The 14,311-nt window shown below is 64.0% G+C and carries 14 protein-coding genes, 1 tRNA gene and 1 pseudogene; 12 read left to right on the forward strand and 4 right to left on the reverse strand.

Annotated elements, in window-relative coordinates:
- Positions 1 to 56: 56 nt before the first annotated feature.
- Positions 57 to 2,264, reverse strand: a complete 2,208-nt coding sequence (locus tag K8M09_RS17020; protein ID WP_160786218.1) for a hypothetical protein — start codon at positions 2,262 to 2,264, stop codon at positions 57 to 59.
- 595 nt (positions 2,265 to 2,859) lie between these two features.
- Between K8M09_RS17020 and K8M09_RS17025 the strand changes: the two genes are divergently transcribed.
- Genes K8M09_RS17025 through K8M09_RS17035 form a run of 3 tightly spaced genes read left to right on the forward strand, consistent with a single transcriptional unit; the run spans position 2,860 to position 5,020 of the window.
- Positions 2,860 to 3,315, forward strand: a complete 456-nt coding sequence (locus tag K8M09_RS17025; RefSeq protein ID WP_036732847.1) for a DUF2924 domain-containing protein — start codon at positions 2,860 to 2,862, stop codon at positions 3,313 to 3,315.
- Positions 3,315 to 4,640: a recombinase family protein gene (locus K8M09_RS17030; RefSeq protein ID WP_160786217.1), complete on the forward strand. Its 1,326-nt coding sequence runs from the start codon at positions 3,315 to 3,317 to the stop codon at positions 4,638 to 4,640. Before K8M09_RS17025 ends, K8M09_RS17030 begins: the two co-directional genes overlap by 1 nt.
- Positions 4,637 to 5,020: a hypothetical protein gene (locus K8M09_RS17035; protein ID WP_160786216.1), complete on the forward strand. Its 384-nt coding sequence runs from the start codon at positions 4,637 to 4,639 to the stop codon at positions 5,018 to 5,020. The genes K8M09_RS17030 and K8M09_RS17035 overlap by 4 nt, the downstream gene beginning before the upstream one ends.
- Before the next feature lie 3 nt (positions 5,021 to 5,023).
- Here K8M09_RS17035 and K8M09_RS17040 read toward each other — a convergent pair whose 3' ends face one another.
- Complete coding sequence (locus K8M09_RS17040; RefSeq protein ID WP_160786215.1) at positions 5,024 to 5,860, reverse strand: DUF3883 domain-containing protein; 837 nt, start codon at positions 5,858 to 5,860, stop codon at positions 5,024 to 5,026.
- A 398-nt stretch (positions 5,861 to 6,258) separates the two neighbouring features.
- A tRNA-Ser gene (locus K8M09_RS17045) sits at positions 6,259 to 6,348 on the reverse strand.
- A gap of 327 nt (positions 6,349 to 6,675) precedes the next feature.
- Between K8M09_RS17045 and rplU the strand changes: the two are divergent.
- The 4 genes and pseudogenes from rplU to K8M09_RS17065 all read left to right on the forward strand — a co-directional run.
- Positions 6,676 to 6,987 (forward strand): annotated as a pseudogene (gene rplU / locus K8M09_RS17050) (50S ribosomal protein L21); the annotation flags it as partial.
- An 88-nt stretch (positions 6,988 to 7,075) separates the two neighbouring features.
- Positions 7,076 to 7,345 (forward strand): 50S ribosomal protein L27, encoded by a 270-nt coding sequence (gene rpmA, locus K8M09_RS17055; RefSeq protein ID WP_119257900.1) that lies wholly within the window; start codon positions 7,076 to 7,078, stop codon positions 7,343 to 7,345.
- A 127-nt stretch (positions 7,346 to 7,472) separates the two neighbouring features.
- Positions 7,473 to 8,105, forward strand: coding sequence for a GNAT family N-acetyltransferase (locus tag K8M09_RS17060; protein ID WP_160786214.1), 633 nt, complete (start codon positions 7,473 to 7,475; stop codon positions 8,103 to 8,105).
- Positions 8,102 to 8,692, forward strand: coding sequence for a GNAT family N-acetyltransferase (locus K8M09_RS17065; RefSeq protein WP_160786213.1), 591 nt, complete (start codon positions 8,102 to 8,104; stop codon positions 8,690 to 8,692). Before K8M09_RS17060 ends, K8M09_RS17065 begins: the two co-directional genes overlap by 4 nt.
- Positions 8,693 to 8,727: 35 nt before the next feature.
- On the opposite strand, the gene K8M09_RS17070 is transcribed toward K8M09_RS17065, so the two are convergent.
- Entirely contained in the window at positions 8,728 to 9,588 is an 861-nt protein-coding gene (locus K8M09_RS17070; protein WP_160786212.1) for an endonuclease/exonuclease/phosphatase family protein, read from the reverse strand.
- Positions 9,589 to 9,673: 85 nt separating this feature from the next.
- Here K8M09_RS17070 and obgE point away from each other — a divergent pair, with 85 nt between their 5' ends.
- From obgE to rsfS, 5 genes are read left to right on the forward strand one after another with little or no spacing between them, the layout of a single operon-like run.
- Positions 9,674 to 10,684, forward strand: coding sequence for a GTPase ObgE (obgE, locus tag K8M09_RS17075; protein ID WP_160786211.1), 1,011 nt, complete (start codon positions 9,674 to 9,676; stop codon positions 10,682 to 10,684).
- Position 10,685: 1 nt separating this feature from the next.
- Complete coding sequence (gene proB / locus K8M09_RS17080) at positions 10,686 to 11,852, forward strand: glutamate 5-kinase (protein ID WP_160786210.1); 1,167 nt, start codon at positions 10,686 to 10,688, stop codon at positions 11,850 to 11,852.
- Entirely contained in the window at positions 11,845 to 13,122 is a 1,278-nt protein-coding gene (locus K8M09_RS17085) for a glutamate-5-semialdehyde dehydrogenase (protein ID WP_160786209.1), read from the forward strand. The genes proB and K8M09_RS17085 overlap by 8 nt, the downstream gene beginning before the upstream one ends.
- A gap of 37 nt (positions 13,123 to 13,159) precedes the next feature.
- Positions 13,160 to 13,768 carry a nicotinate-nucleotide adenylyltransferase gene (locus tag K8M09_RS17090; protein WP_229342401.1) on the forward strand — a complete coding sequence of 203 codons (609 nt, stop codon included), beginning with the start codon at positions 13,160 to 13,162 and terminating at the stop codon, positions 13,766 to 13,768.
- 53 nt (positions 13,769 to 13,821) lie between these two features.
- A complete protein-coding gene (rsfS, locus tag K8M09_RS17095; protein ID WP_160786207.1) occupies positions 13,822 to 14,280 on the forward strand; it encodes a ribosome silencing factor in 459 nt (152 codons plus the stop codon).
- Positions 14,281 to 14,311: the final 31 nt, after the last annotated feature.

Raw genomic sequence — 14,311 nt, forward strand, 5'->3', positions numbered from 1 at the left:
CCTGAGGAATCGGAGCCCGTCAGACCCCCCAATCGGAGCCGGATCGGAGCCAGCTGTCAGATTGCGATCTCCCACGGCCCCTTGGCGCCAAGACTTCTCAGAAAGTTCGCCTTCAGCTTGTCCCACAGCGGCTGCTTGAAGATGTTCGACAGGGACTGGTCTTCAGCGATTCCCTTGACAAGATCCTTGGTCGACATCGGCGTCGGGCCGTTGTTGTGGGCATCGACCAGCCGCTGGATGATCTGGATGCGGTTTTCGCCCTTGATGTCGATGGTGCCTTTCCCTGGCACGAAGAGGGTCGCGATATCATCGCCGCTACGGGTGAGTCCGACCGTCATGCCTCCACGGGCCAATATCCGATGTCGCCGGAACACGGACCGGAGCTTGTCTGCGACCAACGCGATTTCGGCTTGCTTGGTGTCGATCTGATCAACAAGTGGCGTCAGAACATTGGCCGCCAGGCACGGTCCAGGAGCGGTGCCGGCCTGCAGAACCAGTCCAATACCGAGGTTGTGGCGCGCCCGAAGTTCCGTATCGACGGCAGACCGGACCCTCTCCCGGTCGAGACCACGCGCAAGGTAGATCGGAACATCGCCGCCATCGATACTGAGCGTTCCAAGGTAGAGGAGATGATCGGTCAGCTTCTCGATGGCGGGCGCATCGAGCGCCTTTTCGAGACTTTCCTTCAGGTGTTGCGCGACCCAGCCGTCACGCACCCGATAGATCCTGTAGCGATCCGGGTTGCCCGCAGACGTCGCCTGTCCCTCAGTGACCTTGAGGTCGGCCACCTTACGGTCTTCTTCCTCCGCATCTCCCTTCTCGATACGAACGACCACTTCGGCTGCCACCGGGCCGACCTCGTCTTCATCGTCGATCAGGTCGTCGCCTTCCCAGCCGGCCGGCACGAGGAAGCCCAGATCGTTCAGCAGGCCAGGATCGACACCGCGAGATTGGAGCCATGCGCCGGTGACCCTGTCAGCTCCGATATCCCATATGGCCAGCAAGGCGGGCATGACAGCCATGCTCTCCTCATCGCCCGGTGCACGGCCATCACGGAGGATGTTCCAGTGTCTGAGCAAGCGATGCCCCAGAACGCGCTCGAAAGGGTCGTCGATGCTGAGAAGGCTGCTCGTGTTGCGGTCGGTGAGCGTGAAGTTGAGGGTTTGCGCCTCATCTCGTCCCGCGCGGAAATACCGGACCGCAATCTCGACGAAGCGGATTGCGAGCGCCCGCTCGAAGATCCTCGGAAGGCCCGGATGGCTGTCGATGATCTCTGAGATGTCCTGGTCGATCGTGGTGGAAAGCGAGAGGCGGTTGGCGAGATTGCCGATGCTGATGTCAGCGCGGATCACCTGCGCGCGGTCGATCACCACGTCGTCAAGTTCCGGCGGTTCAAGATCGAGCCCCTGCAGGAACTGCGAAATGTCGTAGGCCTGAAAGTCGACGGGCTGGTTGGAGTAAGTCTGCTCGAGGGCAGTCTCGATGAAGCGTTCGGCAACTGTGTGCCTGAGCTTTCGGTTGCCTGCGCGGACATGGACCCGCCCAGTCGATGGCGTATAGACGATCATCGCCTCTCCAGGCGGGCGGAAATAGATGCTCGACCGATTGCCATCGTCATCGATCTCCCGAACGCTCGTGGGGGGATCGGGATGGAACAGCAGGTACATCTCCGCCGCCGGTTCATCGCCGTCCTCGGGGATGTCGAACTTGTCGATGCTGTAGCCGTCGCCGCGATCGAGACGCTTGTTGAGGTCGACCAGAAGCTCGTCGAGCAATGCACTGCCGGCGTCGGGGCCCCCATCGACCGAAGGCTCGGCCATGAAGGTCTGGTAGTGCTTGTCGTAGCGCCGGTAGAGACGCAGGTGCAGGCTGTTCTCCGCCGCTTCAAACAAGCCGTGTTCGTTGGCGTAAGCCCACAGGCTTCGCGCGAGCTTGTCCCGCCGGTTCAGAAGTTCCTTGGCGCGCTCGGGTTCGAGCGTGGTCTTGGCGAGACCTTCGAGGACATACTCGCCACGGTCGCTTGCGATTGTGACGATCCGGGCAGCTTCAGCTTCGAGAGGCCCCAGCCGGTCCTTCTTTTCCTGGGGCAGCATATTTCTGGCAACCGACGGACCGTCCGGATTCTCGGGGTCGAACCTGTAGGGCCCAAGCCAGCTCAGCCTCTCGAAAGCCTTGCTCTTGAGGAATCCGGACAGCAGTTCCGGCTCTGCATCGTCGAATAGCCGAGAAAGATTGGGGCAAGTTCTGGCCGGGGCGCGTACCATATAAATCTCCGAAAATACTGAGCTGAACTATAGATCGCGACCGTAGTGCCTAGCTCGGGGCTCGACACCGCGACGTCGCCTCAGGGGGCCGAGTTGACTAACACCACCCTCCCGGGCCGAGAGAATCGTTAGGGCAAGATTCACGCGCGCGTCCTCGATCAGCGCCGAAATACGGGGACCGATCGGGCTTGCTTTGCACGGCATGAACTCACCTCATCGAACAACTGCTCTCGCTTGATTCAACTCCCGATGATCATGGACAAATCCGTGATCGGCAAGCCCTGATGTTCCCTTCCTGTTCGCATTCACTCATCTCGTTCAGCTGAGATGTCCCGTCGGGGGCGGCTGGGTGGCTTTTGATCGGTAACGACACCACCGAACACGGCTGCCGAGACATGAAACGCCCGAACCCGCTCCCTCCCGACCAGATGACCGCCTCCGAGCGCCGCGCCGAACTCTGCGGCCTGCTGGCGCTCGGGCTGGTTCGGCTGCTCGGGCAGGATGGACGCGAAGTATCTGACAATACTGGAGAACGTTGCCTACACTATCCCGACGACCAATGCCGTCATGCAACTCCAACTCACCGGAGAAACGCATGACGAAGCCCGATCCCATCCCCGCGCGCCTGGCCGCGCTGAAGTCCATGTCCGTCACCCAGTTGAAGGCGGAGTGGCAGACGATCTTTGCCACGGCGGCGCCAAACAATAGTCGGGCGTTCCTCGAGAGCCGGTTGGCCTACCGCATCCAGGAACTGACTTATGGCGGTCCTGATCGCGAAACCCGGCGCATGCTGGACCTGCTAGCCGACGAGGTCGGCGGCACCCTGACACGCAAGAGCCAGATCGCCGATCCTCGCAATCCCGTGGTCGGCACGAGGCTGATCCGAGAATGGAACGGGGTAGAGCACACGATCACGGTCTTGCGGGACGGATTCGAGTGGCAAGGGCGACCGTACAAATCCTTGTCCGCGATTGCGCGGGCGATCACCGGGACGCGCTGGAATGGCTACCGCTTCTTCGGGTTGCGCGAACGAAAGCGGGGGAATGATTGATGGATCAGCGTCCAAATCCCGTCCGCCGCCAGCGCTGCGCTATCTACACGCGCAAGTCGTCCGAGGAAGGGCTGGAGCAGGAGTTCAACAGCCTGCACGCCCAACGAGAGGCCTGCGAGGCCTACATCGCCAGCCAACGCTCCGAGGGCTGGGTGCTGGTCCGCGATCAGTATGACGACGGCGGCATCTCGGGCGGGACGCTGGAACGGCCCGGCCTCAAGCAGCTTCTGGCCGACATTGAGGACGGCCTGATCGATGTGGTGGTCGTCTACAAGATCGACCGCCTGTCGAGGTCGCTGATGGACTTCTCGAAGCTGGTCGAGGTCTTCGACCGCAACGGCGTGACTTTCGTGTCGGTCACGCAGTCCTTCAACACCACCACGTCCATGGGGCGCCTGACGCTGAATATCCTGCTCAGCTTCGCGCAGTTCGAGCGCGAGGTCACGGCCGAGCGCATCCGGGACAAGGTCCGCGCCTCCCGCATGAAGGGCATGTGGATGGGCGGCTATGTCCCGCTCGGGTACGATGTGAAGGACCGCAAGCTCGTGGTGAATGAAGACGAGGCTGCCACCGTGCGGGGCATCTTCGAGAGGTTCGTCGAGGTCGGATCAGCGACCGTGCTGGCCCGCGAACTGCGCCGCAAAGGGCTCCGCAACAAGCAGGGCACCTTGGTCGACAAGGGATACCTCTACAGGGTGCTGATGAACCGCGTCTATCGCGGCGAGGCGGTCCACAAGGGCAAGGCCTATCCCGGCGAGCATCAGGCCATCATCGACGAGCAGCTGTGGGATCAGGTCCATGCAATCTTGCGGCAGAATCCGCGAAAGCGCGCCAACAACACCCGCGCGCAGGCGCCAGCGCTGCTCAAGGGGCTGATCTTCACGGCCACGGGCTCCGCCATGACCCCGAGCAGCACGAAGAAGGGCGCGCGGCGATACCGGTACTACGTCTCGATGGACGTCATCAAAAACCGCGAACCCAGCGATGAAGGCATCCCGCGCCGTCTTCCTGCCGACCTCGTGGAAGCGGCCGTGGTGACCGAGTTGCGGCGGGTGATGCGCGCGCCCTCGATCACGGCGCAGGTCATCGCCCACTTGGCGCGCGAGGGTCACGTCTTCGCCGAGGCCGACGTGATCTCCGCGCTGCAGACGTTCGATGACGTCTGGGCCCAGCTGTTCCCTGCGGAGCAGACCCGGATCGTACAGTTGCTGGTGCGCCGGGTCACCGTCACGTCCGAGGGGCTGGTGATCGATGTCCGGACCGACGGCGTCTCGGGCGTCATGCGCGACATGATGGCGCCACGAAAGAAGGTGGCGGCGGAATGATGAAACCCGACGAGTCCATCCAGATCTTCGTGCCGCTCAAGGTTCGCAAGCAGAACGGGCGGCCGAAGATCATGCCGCCCGCCACCTATCTGCCCAGCGAAGACCGAACGCAGGATCCGCATATCCTGCGCGCCATTGGTCGGGCGTGGGGCTGGCGGCGGCGGATGGAGGCTGGCGAATTCAACACGGTCACCGATCTGGCGAAAGCCGTGGGGCTTGCCGAACGCCATGTCAGCCGACAGCTGCGGCTCGCCTATCTCGCGCCAGGTGTCCTCAAGCGACTGGTCTACAAGCGCGAGGTGCCCGCCGTGACCCTGTTGAAACTGACCGACGTCGCGGCCCTGCCATGGCACGAACAGCCGGGGCAGGTGTTCGACTGAGCCTCAGTGAAAGCTCGCCTGAAACGTCGTCGCGGACAGCGAGACATGCGCGTCCAGCGGCGGGTGCAGTTCGAATGCCTTCGGCTCGCGTGAGAAATTCCACAGCCGGAACAGGCGCCATTCCGACCGGCGCTCCTCGGCCACGGCCAGCTCGTTGCGGGTGATGTGGAAGGGCGTGCGCTCCCATCCGTTCGTCGTCTTGACCTCGATCAGCCGCGGGAACCCGTCCGGAGCGAAACTCGCAATGTCGTAGCCCGCGCCGTCGCCATCCTCCTCCGACACCCAGCGCACCTTGCGCGCCAGATCGTCACGTCCTGCCGTCCGCAATGCCGCGCGCTCATGCGCCAACAAATGCTCCTCGCCCGCGCGCCCGAGGGCCCGGTTGCGCTCGTCCCGGCCCGCCACGTCGAACTTGCGGGCGATGTGCAGCATCTGCTCAAGTTCTTGCGGCGGCGGCTGGTTCGACAGCGTCGGCGGCGGACCCACCCAGATCTGCGCCGCCTCGCGCAAACCGCCTGCGGGTTGCAGGCCAGGTTGGCGCCCGAGCCAGGCCGGGTTCAGCGCCAGCCACCGCGCCACGGCATCCACCAAGGTCATCTGGAAGTTGAACGCGGGCTTGTAACCGGGGATCCAGTCCTCGCCGAGCCCCTTCAGCACCGCGCTGATATTCTGGTGCTTGAACTCGACGGACCCCTCGGACCGGTCGTTCAGGAGCGGGAGGAGTGCGCGGCGGTGTTCAGCCTTGCTGTAGCGGCGCCCGGAGATGTCATCGGCCAGCATCGCGAAGTAATCCGCGACGATGAGGTCATTCTCTTCATCCGTCCAGGGCCCGTTCGACATTGCGCCAGGCTATGGGCGCGAAGTCTGTTTGTCATCAGAGACTTCCGGCAGGGATCTTGCTGCTGTCGCCGGCCCATGCACCAGCGCACCGGCCCGGTTGATCGGCCGCCACGGGGCCGTCCTTCTGACCGCCCTGCGCCTTCGTGTCGGTCTCCGTCACCGGATTATCTCGCGAACGGGGCGACCCCATGAACCCGGCAACCCATTGGAAATGCGAGGATGTTTTGCGCCGTCCTGTGGCCGTCGAGGGGCGCTCGAAGAGAGACGCAGGCCATTCGGAGACCCATTCTACGTCAAGCGCCCGGTCTCCGAAGGGCGGACGGCCCTGCCAACGCCCTTTGAAACAAAAAGAAAAAAGGCCCCAATCGGGGCCCTTGGACGGATTCAGCATTTGAGTGTGGCGGAGAGGGTGGGATTCGAACCCACGATACCCTTGCAGGTATGCCGCATTTCGAGTGCGGTGCATTCGACCACTCTGCCACCTCTCCGGATGTCGGTCGGCGCTTGAAGCGCGGGCGGTACATAGCGGGTGTCGGGTGGGGTTGCAAGGGGGTAGAATGCATCTAATTGCAACGGTGACGGAAATCTCCTTGACAGTTTTCATCGCCTCACCTATTGCGCAAGGTGCAGTGGCATAGGTCCTACCTGTGCCGCGACGAAGGTTCTTTGTGTCGTGCCGCCTCGTATTTGCGGGATGTGCCGGCCGGAACCGAACAAACCGGCGGTGCGCCAATGCCTCGCCATTCGTAGCGACTGACAAAAAGACGGCCTTGCCCCAAGGGTAAAGAGCCGGCACGAACATGAAAGGATATAAAATGTTCGCAGTCATCAAGACCGGCGGTAAGCAGTACCGCGTGGCCGCCAACGACGTCCTGACGGTTGAAAAGCTGTCCGGCGAAGCTGGTGCGAAGATCGAATTCACCGAAGTGCTGATGGTCGGCGTCGGCGCCGATGCCACGATCGGTGCGCCCTTCGTCGAAGGCGCCGTCGTGACCGCCGAAGTCGTCGAGCATGGCCGTGGCAAGAAGGTTATCGCCTTCAAGAAGCGCCGCCGCCAGAACTCGAAGCGCTCGCGCGGCCATCGCCAGCACAACACGACTGTCCGTATCGTCGAGATCGCGGCAGCCGGCGGCAAGGCAAAGAAGGCTTCCAAGAAGTCTGAAGCCGAAGCCGTTGCAGCAGCCGAATAATCCGGACAGGTAAAGGAGAACTCCCATGGCACACAAAAAAGCTGGCGGCTCCTCGCGCAACGGTCGCGATTCCCAGTCCAAGCGCCTCGGCGTGAAGAAGTTTGGCGGCGAAGCTGTCCTCGCAGGCAACATTATCGTTCGCCAGCGCGGCACGCAGTGGCATCCCGGCGCCAATGTCGGCCTCGGCAAGGATCACACGATCTTCGCCCTTACGGCTGGCAATGTGAATTTCCGTACGAAGGCCAACGGTCGCGTCTACGTGTCTGTAATGCCGAAAGCGGAAGCAGCGGAATAAGCCGGTAGCGCTCTAAAACAGCCGGCGTCTCATCGACCCGGCTGACGCTACAGGTTTCGGACCTGCAGGAAAAAAGGGAGATGAGGCAAGTCCTTGTCTCCCTTTTTCCGTTCTGGAGGAACGAACCATGCAGACCGAATTGTTGCGGGAAGACCAATCGCGGTCTCCCAAGGAAAGGCTGAGGCCTGAACGGTCGAGGACCGATTGCCCGATCTTGCTGTCGCCGCGGCTCGTCATGAGAGCCCCGCACGAAGACGACATCGACGCCCTTGCCCATCTTGCCAACAACGCCAACATCGCCAACATGGTCGCCCGCATGCCGCACCCGTACACGGTCGCGGATGCCGCCGATTTCGTGCGACGCACACGCGCCGGCACGATTGGCAAGTGCGTCTATGCCATTACGAAAGCCGACAACGGTGCCTTCCTCGGCTGCTGCGGGATCGAACCGCACGAGGACGGACGCACGGTCGAGCTCGGCTACTGGCTGGGCGAACCCTACTGGAACGAGGGCTATGCCACCGAGGCGGCCCATGCGCTGATCGACATGGTCTTCCGCACCCGCGACGTCGAGCAGATCGACGCGCGCTGCCGGGTCATGAACATTCCCTCGCGCCGGGTCATCCAGAAGTGCGGCTTCCAGTTCCAGGCGACCGGCATGGTGCAGAGCCTTGCCGTCGGCGGCATGGTTCCCGTCGAATGGTACCGGCTCGACCGCAAGACCTGGGTTTCGCTGAAGAGCTGGGGAGGCATGCGATGAACGTCATGCAGACCCAGAGGGAACGCGCGCGCGTCACCGGTCCCGGCCCCTGCCCGACCATCAGGACGGCGCGCCTCACCCTGCGCCCGCACCGCATGTCCGATGCGGACGCCATTGCCCAGTCGCTCGGCGATTTCGAGGTCTCGCGCATGCTGGCGCGGGCGCCCGCCCCCTATGACCGGCAGGATGCGGCCGAATGGCTCACGATTGCCACCACCGACCTCAACGAGGACTGGGCCTTCGCCATCACCACCGGCGACGACGTGCATATCGGCTGCGTCGCCTTCGAGTGGCTCGGCGGGGAATGGCGTCTCGGCTACTGGCTGAACCGCTTCTACTGGCGGCGCGGTTACATGACCGAGGCGGTGCATGCGGCAACGGCCCGGTTCCTGACGCGCATGCCCGGCACGGACATCCATTCCGGCGTCTTCGCCGACAACCCGGCTTCGCTCAGGGTTCAGGAGAAGGCGGGTTTTCGCATCACCGGATGCAGCGATCTCTATTGTGTCGCCCGCGGCACGATGGTTCCGCATATCGAGACGCGGCTGGAGCCGGGCGATTTCCGTCCGGCCATGCCGCAGCAGTAACAGGGACGGGGCGGAGCGATCCGCCCCGCTTCCCGTCAGCTCAGTTCGAACCAGACCGGCATATGGTCGGAGCCGAAGGCGGTTTCGTCGACCCAGGCATCCTTCAGCCGCTCCACAAGGCCGTGGCTGAGGAAACAGTAGTCGAGGAACATGCGGTCGGTGTGGTCCGTGGGGTTGATCCAGCTAAAGCTGCCGGCATGGCGCTTGCCGAGGCCGGCGATCGCATCCACCGGGTTGGTGGCGCGGATCTGCCGTCCGTAGAGCGGATCGACACCACCGGCCATCTCGCAATATTCCGGCGATTCCGGCACCATGTTGAAGTCGCCCATCAGCACGTAGTCATCAGGCGCCGGAGGCTCGGCAAGACCGAATTCATGCGCGCCGGAAATCGCGCCGCCCTCGTCGCCGTAAAGCCGGGCGCGGTCCTTGAGATAGCGGATCTGCGCGATGCGCTCGTCGCGGTGAACGTGGTCGAGATGCACGGAATAAACGCGGATCGGCCCGCCGGGCGTTGCGATCACCGCCTCGGTCGCGCCGCGCTGCAGGTTCAGCTTGTCGAGCGTGCGGGTGCGCGGCAGGAGGATCGTGCGGGTCGAGAGGATCGGCCAGCGGGAGAAGATCATGTTGCCGAACTGGAAGCGGCGATTGACCACCCGGCCCTTCTCGATCGCCGAGCCGGCATCGAGGTCGCAGGCCGGGCCGAAGACGGAGTAGTGATTGGCGAGCAGCGTGCGCAGCTCGTCGACCATGTCGACATGGCCATTGCGATGGAAGTTCCGCGTCACTTCCTGCAGGGCGATGATATCGGCGCCGTGGATGCTGGAGGCGATGCGCGGCAGGTCGAAACGATCATCGAGACCGATGCCGTACTGGACGTTGTAGCTGACGAATTTCACGATAGTCTTTGACCTCTGCGGGAAGCGGCTATATCGAAGACGGCAAAATGACCATGACGATCAAAGTAAAGCAAACGGCGAGCCAATGAAGTTCCTGGACGAAGCAAAAGTCTATATCCGCTCCGGCGACGGCGGGGCAGGGGCTGTCTCGTTCCGCCGCGAAAAATTCGTGGAATTCGGCGGCCCGGACGGCGGCGACGGCGGTCGCGGCGGCGACGTGTGGGTCGAGGCCGTCAACGGCCTCAACACGCTGATCGATTTCCGCTACCAACAGCATTTCAAGGCGTCCATCGGCACGCATGGCATGGGCCGCAACCGCACCGGCGCGAATGGCGCGAGCGTGACGCTGAAGGTGCCGGTCGGCACGCAGATCTTCGAGGAAGACAACGAGACGCTGATCATCGACCTGACGGTCGAGGGGCAGCGCTTCAAGCTGGCGGCCGGCGGCAATGGCGGCTTCGGCAACGCGCATTTCAAGTCGGCCACCAACCAGGCGCCGACCTGGGCCAATCCCGGCCTTGCGGGCGATGAGAAGACCATCTGGCTTCGCCTCAAGCTGATCGCCGATGCCGGCCTCGTCGGCCTGCCGAATGCCGGCAAGTCGACCTTCCTTGCGACCTGCACCCGCGCCCGGCCGAAAATCGCTAACTATCCGTTCACGACGCTGCATCCGAACCTCGGCGTCGCGACCATCGACGGCGCGGAATTCATCCTTGCGGACATTCCGGGCCTCATCGAGGGGGCGCATGACGGGATCGGCCTTGGCGACCGCTTCCTCGGCCATGTCGAGCGCACGCGCGTTCTGCTGCATCTCGTCTCCGCGCAGGAGGAGGATGTCGCGAAAGCCTACAAGACGGTGAAGCGCGAGCTGGAAGCCTATGGCGGCGGCATCACCGACAAGCCGGAGATCGTCGCCCTCTCGCAGATCGACGTGCTCGACGAGGAAGAGCTGAAGAAGAAGTCCAAGGCGCTGGCGAAAGCCTGCGGGCAGACGCCGCTGCAGCTTTCCGCGGTCGCCAATGTCGGCATGACGGGCACGCTGCGGGCGCTGCGCGACATCATCGTTCAAGCCAAGAATACCGGATCCGACGACTGAGATGACGAAGAACCGCAAACCGCTCGGAAAATACCGCCGGATTGTGATCAAGATCGGCTCGGCCCTGCTCGTCGACCGGGCGAGCGGCCTGAAGAAGGCATGGCTCGACGCCATGTGCCGGGACATCGCGGCGCTCCGGGCCGGTGGCACGGACGTTCTCGTCGTCTCCTCAGGCGCCATCGCGCTCGGCCGCTCGGTGCTGAAGGTGCCGGCGGGCGCGCTGAAGCTGGAGGAAAGCCAGGCCGCCGCCGCCGTCGGTCAGATCGCGCTTGCCCGCGCCTGGTCGGAAAGCCTTTCGGCGGACGGCATCGTCGCCGGCCAGATTCTGCTCACGCTGGGCGACACGGAAGAGCGCCGCCGCTACCTCAATGCTCGTGCGACGATCAGCCAGCTCCTGAAACTCGGCGCGGTGCCGATCATCAACGAAAACGACACGGTCGCGACAACGGAAATCCGCTACGGCGACAACGACCGCCTCGCCGCCCGCGTCGCCACGATGACGGGCGCGGACCTGCTGGTCCTGCTTTCCGATATCGACGGCCTCTATACGGCCCCGCCGCATCTCGACCCTGAGGCACGCTTCCTCGATACCATTGACGCTATCACACCCGAGATCGAGGCGATGGCGGGCGGTGCGGCTTCGGAACTGTCGCGCGGCGGCATGCGCACCAAGATCGACGCCGGCAAGATCGCGACGGGTGCGGGCTGCGCCATGATCATCGCCTCGGGCAAGGTCGACCATCCGCTGCGCGCCATCGAAGAGGGCGCGCGCTCCTCCTGGTTCGCCCCTTCCGGGTCGCCCGTCACCGCGCGGAAAACCTGGATTGCCGGGCAGTTGCAGCCGGCCGGAAGGCTGGAGATCGATGCCGGTGCGGAAACGGCGCTTTCTGCCGGCAAGAGCCTGCTGCCTGCCGGTGTGCGCGGCGTCTGGGGCTCGTTCTCGCGCGGCGATACGGTTTCGATCTACGGCACGAGCGGCCGCGAGATCGCCCGCGGCCTTGCCGGCTACGATGCCGACGAGGCGCGGCTGATCGTCGGCAAGAAATCGGCGGATATCGCCGCCATTCTCGGTTATGCCGGGCGCGCCGCGATGGTGCACAGGGACGATCTCGTGGTGACCGGGCTGCCCGTCACCACCGAGGCGGGGAGGGACATGAGTCATGCTTGACCAGGTGAAAACCGACATCGACAGCCTGATGGCCGAAATCGGCCGCAACGCCCGCGCCGCCGCCCGCCCACTCGCCATCGCCACGACTGATCAGAAGAACCGCGCGCTCGAAGCCATGGCGGCGGAAATCCTCGCCAACCGCGAGGCGATCCTTGCCGCCAATACCATCGACCTTGCCAATGCGAAGGAAAGCGGCGTCGCCGCCTCCTTCATCGACCGGCTGACGCTGACGGCCGAGCGCATCGAGGGCATTGCCGGCGCGATCCGCGATATCGCCGCGCTCAAGGACCCTGTCGGCGACGTCATCGCCGAATGGGACCGCCCGAACGGCCTGCATATCGAGCGCGTGCGCACGCCGCTCGGCGTCATCGGCGTCATCTACGAGAGCCGGCCGAACGTGACGGCGGATGCCGGCGCGCTGTGCCTGAAGGCCGGCAATGCCGTGATCCTGCGCGGCGGTTCGGACAGCGTGAATTCATCGCAGGCGATCCATTCCTGCCTCGTCGCCGGCCTCAAGGCCGCCGGCCTTCCAGAGCATGCGATCCAATATGTGCCGGTGACGGACCGCGCCGCCGTCGGCGCCATGCTGTCCGGCCTCGGCGGGGCCATCGACGTCATCGTGCCGCGCGGCGGCAAGAGCCTCGTCGCCCGCGTGCAGAGCGAGGCGCGCGTGCCGGTCTTCGCCCATCTCGAAGGCCTCTGCCACATCTATGTCGACAAGTCGGCCGACCTCGACATGGCGAAGCGGGTCGTCGTCAACGCCAAGATGCGCCGTACGGGCGTCTGCGGCTCGATGGAAACGCTGCTGATCGACCGCGCTGTTGCCGATACCCATCTCGCCCCGCTGGTCGAGGGCCTCGTGGCCGCCGGCTGCGAAGTGCGCGCGACGGAGGAAATCCGCGCCCGCATCCTGAACCTCGTTCCCGCAACGGACGCGGACTGGGCAACGGAATATCTCGACGCCATCCTCTCCGTCTCGCTGGTCGACGGCATTTCCGGGGCCATCGAGCATATCAACCGCTGGTCCTCCGCCCATACGGAGGCGGTGATCGCGGAAGATCCCGCCGTCGTCGAGCGCTTCTTCACGGAAATCGATTCGGCGATCCTCCTGCACAACGCCTCCACCCAGTTCGCCGATGGCGGCGAATTCGGCATGGGCGGCGAGATCGGCATCGCCACCGGCAAGATGCATGCGCGCGGCCCTGTCGGCGTCGAGCAGCTCACCTCCTTCAAATACCGGGTGCGCGGCACCGGACAGGTGCGGCCCTGACGTGACGGCGGAGGCGGTGGCAGAGCGCTATCTGAGGATGCCGCATGTCGAAAAGGGCATGAAGGTCGGCCTGTTCGGCGGCTCCTTCAACCCGCCGCATCAGGGCCATGCGCTCGTCGCGGAAATCGCGCTGCGCCGCCTCGGTCTCGACCAGCTCTGGTGGATGGTCACCCCCGGCAATCCCCTGAAGGATCACCGGCAGCTCGCCCCGCTCGCCGAGCGCATCCGTCTCAGCGAAGCAATGGCGCCCGGTCCACGTGTCAAGGTAACGGCCTTCGAGAAGCGGCTCGGCCAGAGCTATACGGCAAGGACGCTGGAGCGGGTGCAGGCGCTGAATAGCGGCGTCCACTTCATCTGGATCATGGGCGCGGACAATCTCGGCACCTTCCATCGCTGGCAGAACTGGCAGAAGATCGCCTGCACCTTCCCCATCGCTGTCATCGACCGGCCCGGCTCGACGCTTGCCTACCTCTCCTCGCGCATGGCGAAAACCTTCGACTATGCGCGCGTCGACGAGGAGGACGCGATGTCGCTGGCGGGCCGCCGCGCGCCCGCCTGGACCTTCATTCACGGGCCGCGCTCGCCGCTTTCCTCCACGGCGCTGCGCGACCAAATGGCCCTGGAAAAAACCATCCATCAGAAGTGACGTCTTGAAACTCATACCCATCGGTGCCTACATTTAGTAGGTGTCGGCGCGGTTTGCCGGTACGGACGTGCTGTTTTGTTATTCGGAAAGGAACGAACCTGACAACAGTGCACGCAAAGGGAAACGTCGTCGGCGTTTTCTCCAGGAGCGCGGGACGGGGCGATGATGCCGCCGACCGGGCCCTTCAACTGGTCCTCGCCAGCCTCGAGGACTCCAAGGCGGAAGATATCGTCACCATCAACATTGCCGGCAAATCGGCGCTGGGCGACTACATGGTGGTCGTGTCCGGACGCTCGAACCGTCATGTCACGGCGATCGCCGATCACCTCATCACCGATCTCAAGGACGAAGGCCTGGGCAATGCCCGCGTCGAGGGCCTTGAGGCGGGCGACTGGGTGCTGATCGACACCGGCGATATCATCATCCATGTGTTCCGGCCGGAAATCCGGGAGTTCTACAACATCGAACGGATGTGGGCGGCTCCCGAGATCGAAGACGGTACGGTACACTAATTCAGAACGCCGGGCGCCTGTCCGGCGAGGA

This window comes from Shinella zoogloeoides, from assembly GCF_020883495.1.
Lineage (GTDB): Bacteria > Pseudomonadota > Alphaproteobacteria > Rhizobiales > Rhizobiaceae > Shinella > Shinella zoogloeoides.

Coding starts and splice junctions, on each gene's coding strand:
- K8M09_RS17020 (WP_160786218.1), bottom strand. CDS start 2,264: ATGGTACGCGCCCCGGCCAGAACTTGCCCCAATCTTTCTCGGCTATTC.
- K8M09_RS17025 (WP_036732847.1), top strand. CDS start 2,860: ATGACGAAGCCCGATCCCATCCCCGCGCGCCTGGCCGCGCTGAAGTCC.
- K8M09_RS17030 (WP_160786217.1), top strand. CDS start 3,315: ATGGATCAGCGTCCAAATCCCGTCCGCCGCCAGCGCTGCGCTATCTAC.
- K8M09_RS17035 (WP_160786216.1), top strand. CDS start 4,637: ATGATGAAACCCGACGAGTCCATCCAGATCTTCGTGCCGCTCAAGGTT.
- K8M09_RS17040 (WP_160786215.1), bottom strand. CDS start 5,860: ATGTCGAACGGGCCCTGGACGGATGAAGAGAATGACCTCATCGTCGCG.
- rpmA (WP_119257900.1), top strand. CDS start 7,076: ATGGCACACAAAAAAGCTGGCGGCTCCTCGCGCAACGGTCGCGATTCC.
- K8M09_RS17060 (WP_160786214.1), top strand. CDS start 7,473: ATGCAGACCGAATTGTTGCGGGAAGACCAATCGCGGTCTCCCAAGGAA.
- K8M09_RS17065 (WP_160786213.1), top strand. CDS start 8,102: ATGAACGTCATGCAGACCCAGAGGGAACGCGCGCGCGTCACCGGTCCC.
- obgE (WP_160786211.1), top strand. CDS start 9,674: ATGAAGTTCCTGGACGAAGCAAAAGTCTATATCCGCTCCGGCGACGGC.
- proB (WP_160786210.1), top strand. CDS start 10,686: ATGACGAAGAACCGCAAACCGCTCGGAAAATACCGCCGGATTGTGATC.
- K8M09_RS17085 (WP_160786209.1), top strand. CDS start 11,845: ATGCTTGACCAGGTGAAAACCGACATCGACAGCCTGATGGCCGAAATC.
- K8M09_RS17090 (WP_229342401.1), top strand. CDS start 13,160: ATGCCGCATGTCGAAAAGGGCATGAAGGTCGGCCTGTTCGGCGGCTCC.